The organism is Bordetella genomosp. 8 (assembly GCF_002119685.1).
Lineage (GTDB): Bacteria > Pseudomonadota > Gammaproteobacteria > Burkholderiales > Burkholderiaceae_B > Bordetella_C.
On record NZ_CP021108.1, the window covers coordinates 3,211,886 to 3,230,057 of the forward strand.

At 66.3% G+C, this 18,172-nt stretch carries 17 protein-coding genes; 5 read left to right on the forward strand and 12 right to left on the reverse strand.

Going from position 1 to position 18,172, the window contains the following annotated elements; genetic code table 11:
* A complete protein-coding gene (locus tag CAL12_RS14615; RefSeq protein ID WP_157792998.1) occupies positions 1-954 on the forward strand; it encodes a LysR family transcriptional regulator in 954 nt (317 codons plus the stop codon).
* Positions 955-1,039: 85 nt separating this feature from the next.
* Here the strand turns inward: CAL12_RS14615 and CAL12_RS14620 are convergent, their stop codons facing one another.
* From CAL12_RS14620 to CAL12_RS14630, 3 genes are all read right to left on the reverse strand, one after another.
* The gene (locus CAL12_RS14620) at positions 1,040-2,038 is read right to left on the reverse strand and encodes a Bug family tripartite tricarboxylate transporter substrate binding protein (RefSeq protein WP_232464516.1); all 999 of its coding nucleotides are present in this window, start codon (positions 2,036-2,038) and stop codon (positions 1,040-1,042) included.
* A 132-nt stretch (positions 2,039-2,170) separates the two neighbouring features.
* Positions 2,171-3,220 (reverse strand): TauD/TfdA family dioxygenase, encoded by a 1,050-nt coding sequence (locus CAL12_RS14625; RefSeq protein WP_086065139.1) that lies wholly within the window; start codon positions 3,218-3,220, stop codon positions 2,171-2,173.
* 135 nt (positions 3,221-3,355) lie between these two features.
* Complete coding sequence (locus CAL12_RS14630; RefSeq protein ID WP_086065140.1) at positions 3,356-3,763, reverse strand: hypothetical protein; 408 nt, start codon at positions 3,761-3,763, stop codon at positions 3,356-3,358.
* Between the two features lie 308 nt (positions 3,764-4,071).
* Here CAL12_RS14630 and CAL12_RS14635 point away from each other — a divergent pair, with 308 nt between their 5' ends.
* Positions 4,072-5,577, forward strand: a complete 1,506-nt coding sequence (locus CAL12_RS14635) for a M81 family metallopeptidase (protein ID WP_086065142.1) — start codon at positions 4,072-4,074, stop codon at positions 5,575-5,577.
* Here the strand turns inward: CAL12_RS14635 and CAL12_RS14640 are convergent.
* Genes CAL12_RS14640 through CAL12_RS14655 form a run of 4 tightly spaced genes read right to left on the reverse strand, consistent with a single transcriptional unit; the run spans position 5,555 to position 9,975 of the window.
* Positions 5,555-6,640, reverse strand: a complete 1,086-nt coding sequence (locus CAL12_RS14640; protein WP_086065144.1) for a tartrate dehydrogenase — start codon at positions 6,638-6,640, stop codon at positions 5,555-5,557. The genes CAL12_RS14635 and CAL12_RS14640 overlap by 23 nt on opposite strands.
* A 21-nt stretch (positions 6,641-6,661) precedes the next feature.
* Positions 6,662-7,537 carry an isocitrate lyase/PEP mutase family protein gene (locus tag CAL12_RS14645; RefSeq protein WP_086065146.1) on the reverse strand — a complete coding sequence of 292 codons (876 nt, stop codon included), beginning with the start codon at positions 7,535-7,537 and terminating at the stop codon, positions 6,662-6,664.
* Positions 7,538-7,577: 40 nt separating this feature from the next.
* Positions 7,578-8,990 (reverse strand): amidase, encoded by a 1,413-nt coding sequence (locus CAL12_RS14650; protein WP_086065148.1) that lies wholly within the window; start codon positions 8,988-8,990, stop codon positions 7,578-7,580.
* 13 nt (positions 8,991-9,003) lie between these two features.
* Positions 9,004-9,975, reverse strand: coding sequence for a tripartite tricarboxylate transporter substrate binding protein (locus tag CAL12_RS14655; protein ID WP_086065149.1), 972 nt, complete (start codon positions 9,973-9,975; stop codon positions 9,004-9,006).
* A gap of 126 nt (positions 9,976-10,101) precedes the next feature.
* Here CAL12_RS14655 and CAL12_RS28095 point away from each other — a divergent pair, with 126 nt between their 5' ends.
* A complete protein-coding gene (locus CAL12_RS28095; RefSeq protein WP_198298246.1) occupies positions 10,102-11,115 on the forward strand; it encodes a LysR family transcriptional regulator in 1,014 nt (337 codons plus the stop codon).
* Here CAL12_RS28095 and CAL12_RS14670 read toward each other — a convergent pair.
* From CAL12_RS14670 to CAL12_RS14680, 3 genes are read right to left on the reverse strand one after another with little or no spacing between them, the layout of a single operon-like run.
* Entirely contained in the window at positions 11,078-12,064 is a 987-nt protein-coding gene (locus tag CAL12_RS14670) for a tripartite tricarboxylate transporter substrate binding protein BugE (protein ID WP_086065151.1), read from the reverse strand. The genes CAL12_RS28095 and CAL12_RS14670 overlap by 38 nt on opposite strands.
* Before the next feature lie 47 nt (positions 12,065-12,111).
* A complete protein-coding gene (locus tag CAL12_RS14675; RefSeq protein ID WP_086065153.1) occupies positions 12,112-13,080 on the reverse strand; it encodes an alpha/beta hydrolase in 969 nt (322 codons plus the stop codon).
* Positions 13,081-13,099: 19 nt separating this feature from the next.
* Positions 13,100-13,996, reverse strand: a complete 897-nt coding sequence (locus CAL12_RS14680) for an amidohydrolase family protein (RefSeq protein WP_086065155.1) — start codon at positions 13,994-13,996, stop codon at positions 13,100-13,102.
* A gap of 111 nt (positions 13,997-14,107) precedes the next feature.
* Here CAL12_RS14680 and CAL12_RS14685 point away from each other — a divergent pair, with 111 nt between their 5' ends.
* Positions 14,108-15,076 (forward strand): LysR family transcriptional regulator, encoded by a 969-nt coding sequence (locus CAL12_RS14685; RefSeq protein WP_086065157.1) that lies wholly within the window; start codon positions 14,108-14,110, stop codon positions 15,074-15,076.
* Here the strand turns inward: CAL12_RS14685 and CAL12_RS14690 are convergent.
* A complete protein-coding gene (locus tag CAL12_RS14690) occupies positions 15,001-16,032 on the reverse strand; it encodes an L-dopachrome tautomerase-related protein (RefSeq protein WP_086065158.1) in 1,032 nt (343 codons plus the stop codon). The genes CAL12_RS14685 and CAL12_RS14690 overlap by 76 nt on opposite strands.
* Before the next feature lie 105 nt (positions 16,033-16,137).
* Here CAL12_RS14690 and CAL12_RS14695 point away from each other — a divergent pair, with 105 nt between their 5' ends.
* On the forward strand, positions 16,138-17,736 hold the full coding sequence (locus CAL12_RS14695) for a histidine kinase famiy protein (protein ID WP_086067890.1): 1,599 nt from the start codon (positions 16,138-16,140) through the stop codon (positions 17,734-17,736).
* Positions 17,737-17,753: 17 nt separating this feature from the next.
* Here CAL12_RS14695 and CAL12_RS14700 read toward each other — a convergent pair whose 3' ends face one another.
* Positions 17,754-18,125 (reverse strand): hypothetical protein, encoded by a 372-nt coding sequence (locus CAL12_RS14700; RefSeq protein ID WP_157793000.1) that lies wholly within the window; start codon positions 18,123-18,125, stop codon positions 17,754-17,756.
* Positions 18,126-18,172: the final 47 nt, after the last annotated feature.

Consider the following 18,172-nt stretch of genomic DNA (forward strand, 5'->3'; position numbering starts at 1 on the left):
GTGCTTCCACCGATTGTGGGCACGGTGCCGACGGGCCACACTGCGGCGATGAACATCCGGCAGCTCGTTTCATTCGCACGCGTGGCGCAACTCGGCAGCTTCGCCGCCGCGGCCAAGGCCCTGCACGCGACGCAATCCACGATCTCCACGCGCATACGCGAACTGGAAACCACCTGGGGCGTCGAACTCTTCGAGCGCTCCCATCACGGCCTGCAGCTCACCGCCAAGGGGGAGGAAATCCTGCCCTGGGCCAGGCAGATCATCGCGCTGTCCGAACGCATCAGCTTTCACCTGGGCGAGCCGGAAGCCATCACCGGCCTGCTGCGCATGGGCGTGGCCGGCCGCATCGCCCACACGTGGCTGCCACGGCTGATCGCGGCGATCCGGGCGCGCTACCCCCGCGTCCGCTTCGAAATCCGCCTGGGGCTGACCGCGCCCTTGCTGCAGATGGTGCGCTCGGGCGAACTGGATATCGCGTTCGCCGGTGCGCCCATCACCGACCCCACGCTGGAAGCCGTTTCGCTGGGGCATGACGAATTCGTGTGGATGGCGTCGCCGGAACTGGAGCTGCCGGCGGAACCGACGCTGACGCCGGCGGACCTGGCGCAATATCCCATCGTCGGGCTGTCGCAGGCCTCGCCCCACTACCCTGCGATCGCGCAATGGTTCGGCGCGGCGGGGGTGGAATACAGTCCATTGATTTCCTGCAGCGACATGGGGGTGGCCGCCAAGCTCATCGCGGCCGGGCTGGGCGTGGGGCTGCTGCATCGGGCCTCGCACCGCAATGAAGTGCTGGCCGGGCTGCTGACGGTGCTGGATACCGCACCGGCCTTTCCCCGCCTCGAATTCGTCGCCGTGCACCAGCGGGGCAACACCAGCCCGCTGGTGACGGCGGTCGCGCTGCTCGCGGCGGAGCTGAGCGACTTTCCGCGCGAGACGACGCCGCTGGCGTGAGCGGTCATCCGCCGGTGCCCCCGGATGCCGGCGGCCCTGGCGGGCATCAGCCGGCATCGGTGCGCGCAGCGGCCCTTGGCCGGCGTCAGCGGGCGGCGGTGCGAATCCCCGCCTTCTGGATCACTTGCGCCCACTTGGCGCGCTCGCCCGCCATGAATTCGCCGAACGCCGCCGGCGTCATGCTTTGCGGCTCGGTGCCGATGGCGACCAGCTTCTGGCGCACGTCGTCGCGCGCCAGGATCTTCGCCGTCTCCTTGCTGAGCATCTCCACGATGGCCGGCGGCGTGCCCGCCGGCGCGACCAGTCCATACCAGACCGTCACGTCATAGCCTGGCAGGCCTTGCGAGGCAACGGTGGGAATCTCCGGGACCATGGGCGATCCATGCGCGGCCGTCACGGCCAGCCCGCGCAGCTGGCCGGACTTCACCATGGCCGCGGCCGTGGGCATGTTGTCGAAGATCAGGTCGACCCGCCCCGCCACAACCTCGCTGACGGCCTGCGGGCCGCCCTTGAACGGCACGTGCGTCATCTCGATGCCGGCCATGGACTCGAACAGCTCGGCCGACATATGCGGCGACGATCCCGTGCCCGCGCTGCCGTAGAAAAGCTTGCGCGTCTTGCCGTAGGCAATCAGCTCCTGCACGTTCTTGACCGGCAAGGACGGGTTGACGAGGAGGATGTTCTGGATCCCCGCCACCAGCGAGATCGGCATGAAGCTGCGCACGGCGTCGTAGGGCAGGTCATCCTGCAAGGCCGGATTGACGGCCAGCGCCGAACTCGATCCCATCAACAGCGTATAGCCGTCCGGCGCGCTGCGCGCGGCCACGCCCGTACCCAGCGCGCTGCCGGCGCCGGGACGATTTTCCACGACGACCGGCTGACCCAGGTCCAGCGTCATCTGTTCCGCCAGCGTGCGCGCCAGCACGTCCGACGTACCGCCCGGCGTGAACGGCACGATGATCTTGATCGGTCGCTCGGGATAGGCGCCGGCATGCGCCAGTCCCGCCCATCCCAAGGGAAGGATCAATGAGAACGCCGCAAGCAGGCGCGCGCCGACGCCGCGCATCGCGCATGAAATATCCATGGAGTACCCCTTGTATCGTTGTCCGGAAGGCCGGTGTCCATGTCCCCTCGCCTTCGCCGCTGGCGGGCGTATGCAGCTTGTCGTGGCCGACCGTGCGATCGGCCGCGTGTTCGGTCGCGTGTCGTCCGCGTCTTATCCGTGATACGAGCGCCGTCCCTCGTCGCGCAGCCACAGCCGCAGCAGATGCCGTTTGCGCTCGGGCTCCGGATAATCGACGAAGCCCGTGCGCCGATGGCCGCAACGGCGATTGTCCACGATCTGGATCTGGCCACGTTCGAAGAAGAACTCGCGATTCCAGCGTTCCTCGCGCATGATGGATTCCAGCGCGTCCAGGGCCTGCAAGCCCAGCGGATCCAGCTCCTGCCCCGCCAGGTGATAGCCGCTGAGCGTCTGATGCCGCGACAGCTTGCAATTCAGCCAGTCGCCGTCGTAGGTGAACAGCGGCCGGCTGAGCACCATCGGATCGCCGGGATAATGTTCGCGCTGCCGGTTCGCCAGGAAAGGCTGGTACAGGCGCTCGACCAGCTCGATGGGATGCCGTTTCAGCATCTCGTTATAGACCGAATAGAAGCTGACGATGCTGTTGATGCCGCCCGCCATCGCCGGATGCAGGCAGAATAGGGCCACATAATGCGGCGGGCACAGGTTGTAGTTGTTGTCCGTGTGGAAGTTCTGGTCCTTGCTGGTCGTGTCGCCACGCACCGACGTGCTGTAGGCCCGGCCCTGGTCCTTGACGTCGTAGATCATCTTGCCGTCGAAACTCTGCGCCACCGGCCGTGCCACCATCTGGCCCAGCATCCAGTAGATCGCGCGGTTTTCTTCCAGCGAATAACGTTGCACCGGCACCTTGTCCAGGATGACGAAACCCACGCCGTCCTGCAGGATATCGCGGGCACGCCGCATCATGGCCACGCAGCGCGGCATGGCGAAATCCGATGGCGTCAGCAGCAGGGTGGGCAGCGGATTGCGGCGCAGCGATTCGACGAAGGCGTCGATTTCGGCAAGGGCTTCGTCGTCGATATGGATGATGCCGTCGTCCGCCGCCAGCGTGTCGCGATCCCAGACGATCGGTCCGCTCAGCGGCGTATCGCGTACCAATGGACGGCCTGGCGCCGATGTGTCAAGTATGGTGACTTCCTCGCCTTCGGCAAGATCCCGAGTGCGTTCAACTTGCATTTCCATGAATGCGTTTCCCCTTGGTTGCGGTTCGAGGGGAAGTATAGGAAGCCAGTAATGGCCGCAAAAACGAATAATTCCGTCGCGGCGGCGACGGGAAATCCGATATCCGGGATTACCAGAAGCGCCGCGGGGCTTGCGTCACGAGCCGGCGCCTGTGCGGCCAGACGCATTGAAGTTTCGGACCGTGCCCTTGGCATTGAAGAAAATGTTCAGATCCCGATCGGTTTTCCGCTGCTGGGATTGCGCCGCCGCGCTGCCGAACGAACCGGCCATGCCGGACAGATACTTCGAGGCCTCGCCGAGATAATCCTTGCCGTTGATCTGGTCTTCGCTATACGACCAGTAATCGGCGCCATCCGGCTGCTCGTCCTTGTACCTGGGCTCGCCGAACATCTGCAGGACGTCGGCCTTGGTGGTCTTGTTGACGACCAGATGCTGCTTGAGATAGTTCATGCTCATTTTGTCCTCACCATTGCCGCCATTCATATTGGCGCAGGCAGCAAGGGTGGACAGCAGCAGTACAGCGATCAATCCGCGAAAAGACATGGATACTCCTGAGTAGGATTGGTCTGAGTCAAAAGCCGTCGCACTTTACTTAATTCTTATTACGTTTTCCGTAACAGTCGTTAACTGAAAATTATTCAAAAATTCATGCGTGCCCGGATTCATCCTCGACAGGCCCCGGATCCGGCTCGACGCCGATCCGATAATCCGCAACGAACCTCGGCCAGTCCACCTGATCGAGAAAATCAGCCCGTTGCCCTCAGATCAACAATACCGACACGTCCCGATCATTGACCGCGTCATGCCGGCCCCCGAACATGGCGGCCTCGCCCAGTACATCGGAGTCCAACGTGTCAGCGCGCATCCTGATCGCCGGCTTTCAGCACGAAACCAATACATTCGCGCCGGCCAAGGCCGGGTTTTCCAGCTTCGTCAACGGCGAAGGCCACCCTCCCCTGACGCGCGGCGAGGCGATATACGACCTGCGCGAAATCAACATCCCGATAGGCGGCTTCATCCAGGCCGCCCAGGACAGCGGCCTGCGGATGCTGCCGGTGATCTGGGCGGCGGCCAGTCCTTCGGCCCACGTCACGGAAGACGCCTACGAACGCATCGCCGGCGAGATCCTGGAGGCCGCCGCGCGCCTGAAGCCCGATGGCGTCTACCTGGACCTGCATGGCGCCATGGTGGCGGAGCACGCGGACGACGGCGAAGGCGTCCTGCTGGCACGTCTGCGCGATATCGTGGGCGCCGACGTGCCCATCGTGGCCTCGCTGGACCTGCACGCCAACGTCACGCCCTTGATGCTGGCCAGCGCCACCGGCCTGGTGGCTTACCGCACCTATCCCCACGTCGATATGGCGGCCACGGGCGCCCGCGCCGAGGCCCTGCTGCAACGGGCCCTGCGGGGGCCGCTGCACCGCGCCGACCATCGCATTCCCTTCCTGATTCCGATCAACGGCATGTGCACCCTGGTGCAGCCCGCGCGGGGCATGTACGAATACCTGGCCGAGCTGGAATCCGGCGCCGTCCATTCGCTGTCCTTCACGCCAGGATTTCCCGCCGCGGACTTTCCCGGCTGCGGCCCGGTAGTCTGGGGCTACGGCGACGACGCCGAAGCCGTCAGCGCCGCCGTCACGGCGCTGCGCGACCGCATGCTGGCCCAGGAAGCCGAATGGGCGGTGCCCCTGCTGACACCCGATGACGCGGTACGGCGCGCGCTGGAACTATCGAGCGATGCGCGGCGGCCGGTCGTGATCGCCGACACCCAGGACAATCCCGGCGCGGGCGGCACGTCCGACACCATGGGAATGGTGCGCGCGCTCCTGGCGCATGACGCGAGGGATGCGGCGGCAGGCTTGATCTGCGATCCCGAGGCCGCCGCTGCCGCGCACCGCGCGGGAGTCGGCGCCCGCATCACGCTGGCGCTCGGCGGACGCTCCGGCACGCCGGGCGACACGCCGCTGCACGGCGAATACGAAGTCATGAACCTGTCCGCGGGCGACTGCCGCTACGACGGCCCCATGATGCACGGCATGTCCATCAATGTGGGACCGGTAGCCCTGCTGCGCATCCAGGGCGTATCCATCGCGGTCAGCAGCCAGAAGGCGCAGATGATCGACCGCAACCTGTATCGCATGGCCGGCATACAGCCCGAGGCCATGCGCATACTGGTCAACAAAAGCTCGGTGCACTTCCGCGCCGATTTCCAACCCATCGCCGAGGCGATCCTGGTGGCGAAGGCGCCAGGGCCGATGCTGGCGGATCCAGCGGAACTGCCGTGGACCCGCCTTGCCCCCGGCATGCGCACGCGGCCGCTGGGCCAGCCCATGGCTACGTCAGTTGTTGCGCGATGAACCGGCCGACTTCGTCGGTGGACGCCGATCCGCCCAGGTCGGCGGTGCGCGGCCCCGCGCGCAACTGCTGCTCGATCGCCGCAACGATGTCATCGTGCGCCGCCCGGCATGGCCCCTGCCCCCGTCCGAGGAAATCCAGCATCAGTGCCGCCGACCAGATCATGCCGACCGGATTGGCCACCCCGCGTCCGGCGATGTCGGGCGCCGAGCCGTGCACGGGCTCGAAGAGCGATGGAAAACGCCGTTCCGGGTTGAGATTGGCCGATGGCGCGATCCCTATCGTGCCGGTGCAAGCGGGGCCGAGATCCGACAGGATGTCGCCGAACAGATTGGTCGCGACCACCACGTCGAAGCGGGTCGGGTCGAGCACGAAGCGCGCGCAGAGTATGTCGATATGCTGCTTGTCCCACGCGATGTCCGGATAGCCGCCGGCGACCTCGGCCGCGCGCGCATCCCACCACGGCATGCTGATGGCGACGCCGTTGCTCTTGGTGGCCACCGTCACGCGACGCCGCGCGCGCTGGCGCGCCAGTTCGAAGGCGAAACGCAATACCCGCTCCGAGCCTTTGCGCGTGAAGATCGCCTCCTGCGTCACGAACTCCCGGTCGGTGCCTTCGAACATCACGCCGCCGACGGACGAATACTCGCCTTCGGTGTTTTCGCGCACGATCTGCATGTCCACATCGCCCGCCTTGCGGCCGGCCAGCGGGGAAGGCACCCCATCGAACAGCCGCACCGGCCGCAGATTGATGTACTGGTCGAAGTCGCGCCGGAACTTCAGCAGCGAGCCCCATAGCGAAATATGATCCGGCACCTTTTGGGGCCAGCCCACGGCGCCGAACAGGATGGCGTCGCATCCCTGCAACTGGTCGCGCCAGTCGTCCGGCATCATCTGGCCATGCCGCAGGTAGTAATCGCAGCTGGCCCATTCGATGTGCTCGTAGCGGATGTCGATGCCGTGGCGGCCGTTCGCGGCTTCAAGCACGCGCAGCGCCTGCGGCATGACTTCCATGCCGATGCCGTCGCCGGGAATCACTGCCACACGATACGTCTGTCTGTTCATTCGATTGCTCCGTTGTTCGCGTCAGCTTCGCGGCAGCCCGTAGCGGGCGGCACGCGCGTTGTGGGCGTCGTAGCCCAGGAGGCCGTCCAGCGGCGCGGACATCGGGTGCGACCCAGGGTTCGACCCCGGCTGCGACGCCGCGGGAAGATGCTTTCGATCGGCGAACGCTTCCAGTGCCTGCCCGACCGACGTGTATGCCGCATGCAGGCACAGGTCGTGGTAGACCACCAGGTTGGCGCCGGCCTCCTCTTCGTCCATGACCGAGGCGGGCGGCCGATGCACCAACACCACCTTGCCCGCCAACCGCTCGCGCACCCCCTTCAATGTGGCGGCCCCCATATGGCTCGGCATCACCGCATCGGCGCCTGCTTCGCCGTAATCCCGCATGCGCGCCACGGCATCGTCCAGATCGCCGTTCGCCCACATGGCATCGGTGCGCGCGATGATCTGGAAATCCGGGTCGGTACGCGCATCGAGCGCCGCTTCGATCTTCGCCACCATCTCGGGCGTGGAAAGTATCCGCCGCGGCCTGTCGGTATGCTTGCCGCTGACGTGGTCCTCGATGTGTATCGCGCTGACCCCGGTACCTTCCAGCACCTGGATGGCGTGGCGTATGCCGGCGGCATCGAAGAAGCCGTTTTCCGCGTCGGCGATCACGGGCACGTCGACCGCCGCGCACACCGACCGCAGCCGCGCGGCCAGGGTGGTCAGGTCCAGCAGGCCCACATCCGGCAGGCCCAGCGTGGCGCAGACGGCATAGCTGCCCAGGTAGACGGCCGGAAAACCGGCCTGCTGCACCTGCCTGGCGGACAAGGCGTCGAAGGCGCCCGGCGCCGCGACGATGGAAGGACCAGCCAGCAAGCCTTTCAGGCGCTGGCGCAACAGTGATGCTTTCAAGAGAACTCCCAGTTGGCGATAGTGCGGCCGCGTGCGGGGATCACGCGGCCATGGTGGCGATCATGTCGTCCAGCAGCATGTCGTCATGGCCCCGACGTCCGATGATCTGCAGGCCGACGGGCAGGCCGCCGACCAGGCCGGCCGGCATGCTGATGACCGGGCCACCCACCAGGTTCCAGGCCTTGGTCAGGCTGAGCAGAAGTTCGCGGGTCGGGACCTCGATATTGCCGACGCGGGTGCCGCGCTCGTCCAGCGCGGGCGCTGGAACGGGAACGGCGGGCATGAGCAGGACGTCGTAGTGCAGGAACAGCTCGTCCATCGCCGCCCTGAGGCCGACGGCCTCCCGTTGCGCGCGCACATACTCCCAGCCCGACACGCCGCCGGCCGCTTCCAGGCGCTGGCGCACTTCGGGGTCGAACTTCCCGGGCTCCCGGGCAAGACGTTCCGCGTGCGTTTCGTAGGCCTCGGCCTGCTGAATGACGAGCATGCAGCGATGCAGCGCGGCGGCGTGGCCGGCGACGACGGCGGCGGCGTCCACGAGGCCGCCGCGACCCGTATCGGACGACAGCCCCGCCACGCCGCCGAACCAGCGCGTCGCCGCGTCCGCGGCCTGGCGCATCACGGCAGGGTCCACCGGCCCGAAGCCGCCGTCGCCCAGCCATGCGGCGCGCGGCCGCCGGCGCGACGATGCGTCGGGCGGCGACCCTGTCCGGTAGGCTACCGACTTGTCGCCGCGCAACGCGCGCAACAGCAGCGCGGCATCTTCCACCGAACCCGCGATCGCGCCGACGTGGTCGAGCGTCGTCGACACCGGAAACACGCCCTGGGTCGCGACCGCGCCATGACTGGGCTTCAGGCCCACCACCCCGCACAGGGCGGCCGGAATGCGGATGGACCCACCGGTGTCGGTGCCCACCGCGAGCGGCACCATGCCGGCGGCCACCGCGGCGGCGCTGCCAGCGCTGGAACCTCCCGTCATGCGCCCGATATCCCATGGATTGCGCGCCGCGCCTTGAAGGGAACGGTCGCCCGTCGATCCGTACGCGAACTCATGCGTGAGTGTCTTGCCCACGACAATGGCGCCCGCATCGCGCAGATTGCGTATGCACGCGGCATCGGCGGCAGGCATCCAGCCCGCATAGTGCGCGGATCCGTAGGTCGTCGCGAGACCCAGCGTGTCGATATTGTCTTTCACCGCCACGGGTATGCCGTGAAGCGGGCCCGCGTCGTCGCCGGCAGCCAGGCGCTCGTCCGCCGCGCGGGCCTGCCGCAGCGCATGATCGCCATCCACGCAGGTCCAGGCGTTCAGGTCGAAGCGAGCGCCGCGGATGGCCTCCAGTACTTCGCCGACCAGCTCGACGCTGGACGTCTCGCGGCGGCGCAGGCGTGCGGCCAGTTCCGCCACGCTCAGGCCGGCGAAGTAAGCCGCGTGCGGAGGTATCAGTGCGCGCATGTCAGGGTGGCCATCAATCCACGTGCGCGCCCGACTGCTTGACCAGGGCGCCCCAGCGCTGGATTTCCTGGCCGACGAAGGTCTTGAACTGCGCCACGGAGCCTCCTGCCGGCTCCGCATACATGAAGGCCAGCTTCTCGCGCACGGTGGGCTCGCGCAGGATGTCGTTGAGGGTGCCGTTGAGTTTCTCGACCACGGCATCCGGAGTATGCGCGGGAACGAACAAGCCGTACCACGATGTCACCTCATAACCCGGCACCGTATCGGCCACGGTGGGCAGGTCCGGCGCGAATGCCTGGCGCTGCACGCTGGAGACCGCCAGGCCGCGCACCTTGCCGCTCTTCACATACGGATAGATGGACGGCGCGTTGTCGAACATCACGTCGACCTGGCCGGCCATCATGTCCGTGAGCGCGGGCGCGCTGCCCTTGTACGGGACGTGGGTCATCTTGATGCCGGTCATCGACGCGAACAGTTCTCCCGCCAGATGGGTCGACGAACCGGAACCCGACGAAGCGAAATTGATCGCGCCGGGATGCGCCTTGGCGTAGGCGATGAATTCGCCGATGTTGTTCACCGGCAGCTTGGGACTCACCGCAACGACGTTCGGAAAGCGCGACAGCAGGGCCACCGGCGCAAGGTCGCGCTCCAGGTCATAGGTCAGGTTCTTGTACAGCGTCATGTTGGTGGCCGTGGCGTTCGAACCCAGGAACATCACATAGCCGTCCGGCGCCGCGCGCGACACGTAGGTGGCCGCGATATTGCCGCTGGCGCCCGGCTTGTTTTCCACGATGACCGGCTGTTTCAGCCTGGCGCCGAGCTCCTGCGCGAACAGGCGCGCGATCGAATCGGCCGACCCGCCCGGCACGTAGCCGACGATGAGCCGCAATGGCTTTTCCGGAAATTCCGCCCAGGCGGCATGAGCCAGCGTCAGGCTGCAGGTGGCCAGGAGTACACCCAGGCCGCGTTTGATGCGCAGGTACATCTGCTTCCCCTTGAGAGCGTTCAGGTGCTTGAAGACGTGTGTAGTATTGCGGACGCGAATACAGCGAACAATGATCACGTTGATATAATTTCGTTGCTTTTTAGGCAACATCGATCTGGAGATGCCATGTTGCGTGCCACTGGCTTGAGCGAGCGCCGCCTGCGCTACTTCCATGCGGTCGTGACCGTGGGCTCGGTACGCGGCGCGGCCGACAGCCTGGACGTCGAACCGTCCGTGGTCAGCCGCCAGGTGCAACTGCTGGAAGAAGAGTTGGGAACGCAGCTGCTCGAACGCCGCGGCCGCGGCGTGGCGCCCACGGAGGCCGCCGAGCTGCTGCTGGCGCATTGCCGGGAACGCTGGTCGGGCGAAGAGACGCTGCTGGCGCAGCTGGCCCAGCTCAATGGGCTGCAGCGCGGCCACGTCAGGATCGCGCTTGGCGAAGGCGCCATGGAACACGTCATGGACGCGGTCATCGATCCCTTCTGCCGCAAGTACCCCAGCATCGAAATCACGCTGACGCTGGCGGGCGCGGTGGATACCGTGCGCATGGTGGCGGAAGACCGCGCGCACATGGGCGTGGCCCTCGCCCCACCCAACGATCCCGCGATCGAGATCGTGGCGTCCTGCCCATTGCCCATCTGCATCGTCGTGAGCCCGGACCATCCGCTGGCCGCCATGCGCGCGCCGCTGATGCTGCGCGACGCCCTGGCCCACGCCGTCGGCATGATGACGGTGGTCTTCGGCCAGCGGCAACTGATCGACGCCGCCGCGGAAGTCGAGCACGTCACGGCATCGCCCATGTTCTCGACCAATTCCATCGCGGCGCTCAAGCGCTATGCGGTCGCCGGCCATGGGGCCGTATTGTTGTCGGCCACGGCGGTGCAGGAAGAAATCCGCGCCGGCAAGCTGGTGGCGATCCGCACCCGCAACCCCGTCCTGGAATCGGCGCGCATGTGCCTGTTCATCCGCCAGCGCAAGAGCCTGCCGCCCGCGGTCGCAGAATTCGTGTCCATGCTGCGCGCCGGATCGCTGTTCGGCTCGCACGATCAGGCCGGCAAGCGCGCCTCCGGCTCGACGCCCAAGCGCCAGCGCGCTGCCTCGGTCACTTCCCGTTCTGCCCCATCTGGCGAGCGTCGATGAAAGCCGATTCCTTCTTCAGTTGATCGGCCAGGAAGGTCTTGAATTGTTCTGGCGATTGCGGTGGCGCTGGGAAGATGTACGCTTCGGCAAAGCGCTGCAGCAGCTTGGGGTCCTTGAGGCTTTCCTCTATCCGCGCCGACAGCACCTGCAATCGATCCGCGGGTAGACCAGCCGGCGCCACCACGCCGTACCAGGACGTCGTGCCCATGTCGGGCAGGCCCAGTTCCGCGAACGTCGGGGTATCGGGCAAGGCCGGCAGGCGGCTGGACCAGGCCACCGCCAGGGGCTTCAGCTTGCCCGAGGCAAAATGCGCGGCAAACAGCGGATAGATGTCCATCATCATGTCCAGCGAGCCGGCCAGCAGATCGGTGGAGGCAGGCCCCGAACCGCGGTAAGGCACGTGGACGATATTCGTGCGAAGCTGATCGTTCAGATGCTCCAGCATGACGTGGCCGAAGGAACACGGGCCGGCGGTGCCCAGGTTGTACTTGTCCGAACCGTTCGCCAGCACCTTGCGAAAGTCCTGGAAGTTGTCGGCCGGAAAACCTTGCCTGACCACCAGGATGTTGGGCATGTTGCCTACGAGCGCAACCGGCGTGAAGCTCTTGATCGGGTCGTAGGGCAACCGCTTGTTGCATGAGGGATTCACCACATGGGTGGAGATGGTCGCCAGGCCGATGGTGTAGCCATCGGGCTTGCTGTTGGCGATCAATTGCGAACCGATCGCGCCCCCTGCCCCGCCCTTGTTTTCGACGATGACGGTCTGGCCGAGTTTCTTGCCCAGGGTGTCGGCGATGATGCGGCCCAGGATATCCGTCGGGCCGCCCACCTCGAAGGGAACGACGAGCGTGATCGGGCGGTCCGGATAATCGGCTGCCGCCGGACTGGCGAATGGCATGGCCAGGGCCGCCAGCGCGGCGGTCCAGGCAAAGCGTCGAGCGTATTTCATGTTTTCCCCTTGTCGTACCGCGCGAGGGCGGCGGATCTACATACGGCTCACGGCGCGCGGTTCGCGGACGGCCCCGTCGGCAGTTGCTCCCGCATCCAGGCCACCACCCGCGGCACGTACACCTGTTGCGTGGGATGGGCCGGATCGATCCAGTCCAGGTGGCCGGCATCCTCGACCGCGATCAGCGTCTTGGGCGCCTGCGCCTGGTCGTAGAGCTGCTGCGCGTGCGCGAACGGAAACTCGTGGTCGAGCCGGGAATGGATCACCAGCAGCGGCCGCGGCGCGATGCGGTGGACCTGCGCATCGGGCGCGAAGTCGTAGAGCGCGTCCATCGATTCGATGGTGATCTCGCTGGGTATCCCCAGTTTGGCGGGGTCGGCGGCGCGTTCCGCGCCCACCGCCGCCACCAGGCTGTCCAGCCAACCCTGATGTTGATGGTCCGACGCCTGCGTCTCGTTGTCGCGCCCGAGGATCTCCGCGCGCGGCAACCGGCCGGTCTCGCCCGTCATGACCCGGCGCACGCGATCCATGCGTATTTCCTCCTGCCGCCGCGACCACGCCTGGTCCGTCATCCCGACGCGTCCGTAGCACCGGCCGTTGGCCACGCCGCTCGCGCACACCACGGCCTGGACACGGTCGTCTTCCGCCGCGGCCGTTACCGCCACGCCTCCGCCCAAGCCCCAGCCCAGCAGCCCGATACGCGCGGGATCGACTTCAGGCTGGCATTGCAGCAAGGTCAAGGCGTTCCTGACGTCCCTGACCTCTTCCTGCGGAATGATGCGGCCGGGCGTGCCCTGGCTTTCGCCCAGGTTGCGATAGTCGAACACCATGCAGACATAGCCCGCCTCCAGGAAGTGAGGCGTCCAGCGGGACGGCACCCACTCCTTGATCGCGAAACGGCCATGGCAGATCAGCACCGCCGGACGTTTTTCGCCTTCTCGATAATCCGGCGGCAGGCTTACCGTGCCGGCGAGTTGAAATCCATCGCTGTAGAACCTGACCGACCGCTGCGACATATCGTTGATTCCCGTCAGTTTAGAAATAGAGTTGCCTGGGGTTGTCCACCAGGATCCGGCGCACCGTGGCCTCGTCGGGACACCATGCGGACAAGCCGTCCAGCAACGCCGCCGTGTCGGGCATGTAGCGAAACAGGCCCACGTGCGGCCAGTCGCTGCCCCACACCAGCCTGTCCGGCGCGGCACGTATCAGCGCGCCGGCGATCGGCGCGACGTCGTCGATGTGATCCTCGCGTGGCGACAGCCGGTAGGGGCCGGACAGCTTCACATACGTCCGGTCCGCTTCCAGCCGCCGCAGCAGCATCCGGAAACCGGGCCAGTCCGTGCCCAGCTCCGCCGGGAAGTGGCCCATGTGATCCAGCACGACGGGGACGGGCAGGCGATCCAGCCGCGACGCGATATCGGGCAGCGTGCGCAGGTCCGCCAGCAGCTGCGCATGCCAGCCGAATCCGGCCACCCGCGACGCCGTGCGTTCCAGGGTCTCCAGGCCGGGCCCGCCAGGAAACAGAAGGTTGATGCGAAAGCCGCGCACCCCCGCGTCGTGCAAGGCCGCGATGCTTCCATCGTCGACGTCCGCATCCAGCACCGCGACGCCCCGCCATGCCGGCCCCCGCGATCGCAAGGCATCGACGAGCAGGCTGTTGTCCGTGCCGCACGCGCTCGGCTGCACCAGGACGCCATGCGCCAGGCCCAGCACGCGCAGCAGGTCCGCATAGGCGCCGGGCGTATGCTCCTCGGGCGTGTACGCCCGGTCCCGCACCAGGGGGTAACGATCGAAGGGCCCCAGCACATGCGCGTGACAGTCCCAGGATCCCGCCGGTGCCTGCATGGCCGGCGTCGCCGTCGACAACGGCGCGAGGCAGCGTGGCGCCGCACGCGCGTCCGGCGTCGATAGCTCGTCGAATTGTTCGTCCATGGCCCACCTGATCTTTCCAGGCTCGATTGTGGCGAGTATTCTGCGAAAGAAAAACCGCATGGCGTTCTATATCAGCTATGCGGTTCTTCTATGACTGGAGCGAGCAAGGGCATGGATATACAGCGGCTGGACTACTTCGTGCGCGTCTGCGAGGCGGGAAGCTTCACCCGCGCCGCGGCGGAGGTCGGCCTCAGCCAGCCCAGCCTGAGCCGGCAGATCGCCTTGCTGGAACTGGAATTGGGGCAGCGCCTGCTGGAACGCACCGGCCGCGGCGTCGCGCCCACCGAAGCCGGCCAGGCGCTGCTGCCCCATGCACGCGCCATGCTGGACCTGGCGCAGCAGGCAAGGAACCAGCTCGTCGACCTGCAGGCCCAGCCGACCGGACGCCTCGACATCGGCCTGCCGCCACGCCTGGCCCGCTCCCTGACGCTGCCGCTGGTGCAGTTCTTCCGCAAGGAATTCCCGCGTGTCGCGCTGTCGGTCCAGGAAGGCCTGACCATCCATCTGCGCGAATGGTTGATTGCCGGGAGGCTGGACGCCGCCTTGCTGTTCGATCCGCCCGCGTCGCCCCAGCTCGCTTGCGAGGTGCTGCTGCGCGAACCGCTCTTCCTGGTCGCGGCGGGCAGCGGGCCCCGCCTGCCGGCACGGGTGCGGGCGCGCACGCTGGTCGACCATCCGCTGATTCTTCCGCCCGAGCCCAACGCGCTGCGCGTCCTGCTGGATACGGTGATGAAGCCCTACGGCCTGTTCCTGCAACCGATCGTGGAGATCGGCTCGGCGCAGACCCTGATGACGCTGGTCCGCCGCGGCATCGGCCATACCGTGCTGCCGCAAGGCGCCCTGGCGGCCTATGCCGCGGGTGGCGACATCCAGGCGTCGAGAATAGGCCCCGCGCCGATCTCCAGCTGCATCGTGCTGGCCACCCCCATCGCCCGGCCCTCCACCCGCGTGACTCGCGCCGCCATCCAGATCCTGCGGCAACTGGCGGAGGCGAGCCGCGCCGATCAGCCGGCGCTTTCCGGCGAAAAGCAGAACAAGGCGGTGCGCACGGCCGCCGGCGCGCCGGGCTTGAACCAATAGGTGTCCTGGATATGCGAGGCGGTGACGTAGATGTCGCCGTCAGGCCCTTCCGCCATGGTATCGGGCCAGCGCAACCGCGCATCCTGCACCAAGCGTTCGACCTTGCCGTCCGTCCAGCGCGTGACCGCATTGTCCGACGGCGACGTCAGGTACAGCGTGTCGCGACCGCTCATCAACAGGCCATCGCTGACATGCGTTTCGCCGAGCTTGCGCACACCGGCCTCGCGCCGTTCCCGGGGCGTGTCCTTGCCCAGCAGCGCGGTATCGACGCAATACAGGCTGCGCCCGGTCAGGGCCTGCCAGTACAGCGTGGCGCCGTCGTTGGAAAGCGCGATACCGTCGGAAGCGAACATCGGCTGGCGGCCGTCGGGTCGTCGCAGGGGCGCGCCGTCGACTTCGACGATGACGTCCTTCTCCAGCTGGGTCGACGGATGGCCTGCCAGGGTACGGTAGCTCACGCCGCTTTCCACATCGACCACGACGATGGCGCCTTCGGCGCCGGAATCCGTCAGATAGGCTGTTTTGCCATCCGGGCTCAAGCGCATGTCATTCAGATAGCTGCCCTGCCTGGCCACGTCCGGCGGCACGGGGATGACCCGGCGCACGCGATCGCTGGCCAGGTCGATGCAGACCAGCTTGGGCGCGCCCGGCAGCACGCGCTCGTTGCCGGGCGCGCCCGGGTCGACTACCCACAATGATCCGCGCCCATCGGCATAGAGGGCCTGAACGCAGACGAAATGTTGGTCCAGGGACTTCTCGAAGGCGGTTTCGTTGCGCCAGGCATTCCATTCCTCATCCGGGTAAGGCCGTAGCCCGCCATCGGGCAGGACTTCGGCCACCGATATCGGGGCGTCCTCCGTCCAGCGCGGAAAATTGACGAATATCCGGCCGTCCGGCGTGACGGTCACCCCCGTCACCTGGTGGTCGAACTCGGCGATGGTTTTCAATGTCGGCATGATGGCTCCCGGCTATATGCGGTCGCAGATCCGCAGCATCGCGCGTGCCGGCCGCCGGGCATGCAAGTTGCATGCTCTGCCGGCGATATTTGGAGTTCGATGATCATGGCGCAAAAGGACCATACGCCGATCGAGGGCAAGATCGGCAAGACGATCCCCCCCGGCAAGGACATTTTTTTCGCGGCCGTACAGACCACGCGCATGCCCATGCTGGTGACCGACCCCGCGCAGCCAGACAATCCCATCGTTTTCGCCAACCAGGCCTTCATCCGGATGACGGGGTATGCCGCGGAGGAAATCCTGGGGCGCAACTGCCGATTCCTGCAAGGCCCCGAAACCGATCCCGAAGCCGTCTCGCAGATCCGCGACGCTGTCGCCAATGCGCGCGAGCTTTCGCTGGAGCTCATCAATTATCGCAAGGACGGCTCCAGCTTCTGGAACGCCCTTTTCATCTCGCCAGTCTATGACGAGGCCGGCAAGCTGGCGTATTTCTTCGCGTCCCAGCTGGACATCAGCCGGCGCCGGGATGCTGAAGAGGCGCTGCGCCAGGCACAGAAAATGGAGGCCCTGGGGCAACTGACCGGCGGCATCGCGCACGATTTCAACAACCTGCTGCAGGTCATGCTGGGCCATATCGAGCTTGTCCGGCGCGGCGTGGACAAGGACGCCGTCGACACGCAACGGGTGCTGCGCAGCGTGGACAACGCCAGCCGCGCGGCCAAGGCGGCTCATGTACTGACCCAGCAGCTACTGGCGTTCTCCAGGAAGCAGAACCTGGAAGGCCGCGTCATCAACCTGAACACCCTGATCCGCTCTTCCAGTCTCTGGTCGGACAGCACGCTGGGCGACGTGCACGCCGAACACCGGCTGGCGCCCGACTTGTGGAACGTGCGCGTGGACAGCACGCAAGCGGAAGTCGCCCTACTGAACGTCTACAACAATGCGCGCGACGCGGTGGCGCAGATGCCGGATCGGCATATCCTGACCACGACCAGCAACGTCATCCTGGATGAAGAAGCCAGCCGCAACCACGATGGGCTGCTGCCTGGCCGCTATGTCTGCGTGGAGATCGCCGACAACGGCCACGGCATGCCGGAAGCCATACGCAAGCGGGCACTGGACCCGTTCTTCTCCACCAAGGACGTCGGCAAGGGCACGGGCCTGGGCCTGTCCATGGTCTATGGTTTCGTCAAGCAATCCGGCGGCAGCATCAGGATCACCTCCGAAGAAGGCGTGGGCACCACCGTGGCGCTCTATTTCCCGGCGGAGCAGCGCGCGCCCGAAAGCCGCACTAAGGCCGCGGCCGGTCAGATGAAAGGCGGCACCGAATCCATCCTGCTGGTAGAAGACCGCGACGACGTGGCCGAATTGGGACGCGCCGTACTGCAGGATTACGGCTACCGCGTGGAGGTGGCGCGCAACGCGCGGGAAGCGCTGCGGATACTGGAAACCGCCCGCTCGTTCGACCTGCTGTTCACTGACATGATCATGCCGGGCGGCATGAACGGCGTGATGCTTGCACGGGAAGCCAGGCAACTGATGCCCGGGCTCAAGGTGCTGCTGACCACCGGATACGCCGACAATTCGATCGAGCGCACGGACATGGGCGGGTCCGAATTCGAAGTGATCCAGAAACCCTATCTGCCGGACGATCTGGTCAAGAAGGTGCGCAGGATCATCGAAGGGCCGACGGGTGTCAGCTGAAGCCTGGCGCCCGGCCCTTACCGCCGGCTGCGCTTTTTTGTCCTGAGCTGGCGCGGGTAAGGCCAAGGCGGACCTTCGATGGGCGGCATCATGACGGTGCTGATGACCGGCCTGGGCTGAGCCTCCCGACGTGCGGCGTCGCGCTGGCGTATCGCCAGTTCACGCCTGACCGAAGGCTCGGCTTCCAGCACGACGCGCATATTCATCAGGCATATCGACGCCTGGTAATCGATCTGCTGCTCGCGCAGTCGTCCGATCAGATCGTAGGCGTCGACCAGCCGGCCATGCAGACGCGCGATTTCCCAAAGCAGCCGACGTACTTCGGGACAGGGATTCGCATCCCACAATGCGCGAAGCTCTTTATGGAAGAGCGCTGGATAGCGTGACATCGGCGTCGGTCGATACTGTATGGATAACCAGTATATACGTCGCTTTT

Bases quoted from the DNA above. Each gene is read 5' to 3' on its own strand.
- CAL12_RS14680 (WP_086065155.1), bottom strand. From the start codon at position 13,996: ATGGACGAACAATTCGACGAGCTATCGACGCCGGACGCGCGTGCGGCG.
- CAL12_RS14685 (WP_086065157.1), top strand. From the start codon at position 14,108: ATGGATATACAGCGGCTGGACTACTTCGTGCGCGTCTGCGAGGCGGGA.
- CAL12_RS14700 (WP_157793000.1), bottom strand. From the start codon at position 18,125: ATGTCACGCTATCCAGCGCTCTTCCATAAAGAGCTTCGCGCATTGTGG.
- CAL12_RS14695 (WP_086067890.1), top strand. From the start codon at position 16,138: ATGGCGCAAAAGGACCATACGCCGATCGAGGGCAAGATCGGCAAGACG.
- CAL12_RS14675 (WP_086065153.1), bottom strand. From the start codon at position 13,080: ATGTCGCAGCGGTCGGTCAGGTTCTACAGCGATGGATTTCAACTCGCC.
- CAL12_RS14690 (WP_086065158.1), bottom strand. From the start codon at position 16,032: ATGCCGACATTGAAAACCATCGCCGAGTTCGACCACCAGGTGACGGGG.
- CAL12_RS14630 (WP_086065140.1), bottom strand. From the start codon at position 3,763: ATGTCTTTTCGCGGATTGATCGCTGTACTGCTGCTGTCCACCCTTGCT.
- CAL12_RS14670 (WP_086065151.1), bottom strand. From the start codon at position 12,064: ATGAAATACGCTCGACGCTTTGCCTGGACCGCCGCGCTGGCGGCCCTG.
- CAL12_RS14620 (WP_232464516.1), bottom strand. From the start codon at position 2,038: ATGGATATTTCATGCGCGATGCGCGGCGTCGGCGCGCGCCTGCTTGCG.
- CAL12_RS14655 (WP_086065149.1), bottom strand. From the start codon at position 9,975: ATGTACCTGCGCATCAAACGCGGCCTGGGTGTACTCCTGGCCACCTGC.
- CAL12_RS14640 (WP_086065144.1), bottom strand. From the start codon at position 6,640: ATGAACAGACAGACGTATCGTGTGGCAGTGATTCCCGGCGACGGCATC.
- CAL12_RS14650 (WP_086065148.1), bottom strand. From the start codon at position 8,990: ATGCGCGCACTGATACCTCCGCACGCGGCTTACTTCGCCGGCCTGAGC.
- CAL12_RS14625 (WP_086065139.1), bottom strand. From the start codon at position 3,220: ATGGAAATGCAAGTTGAACGCACTCGGGATCTTGCCGAAGGCGAGGAA.
- CAL12_RS28095 (WP_198298246.1), top strand. From the start codon at position 10,102: ATGTTGCGTGCCACTGGCTTGAGCGAGCGCCGCCTGCGCTACTTCCAT.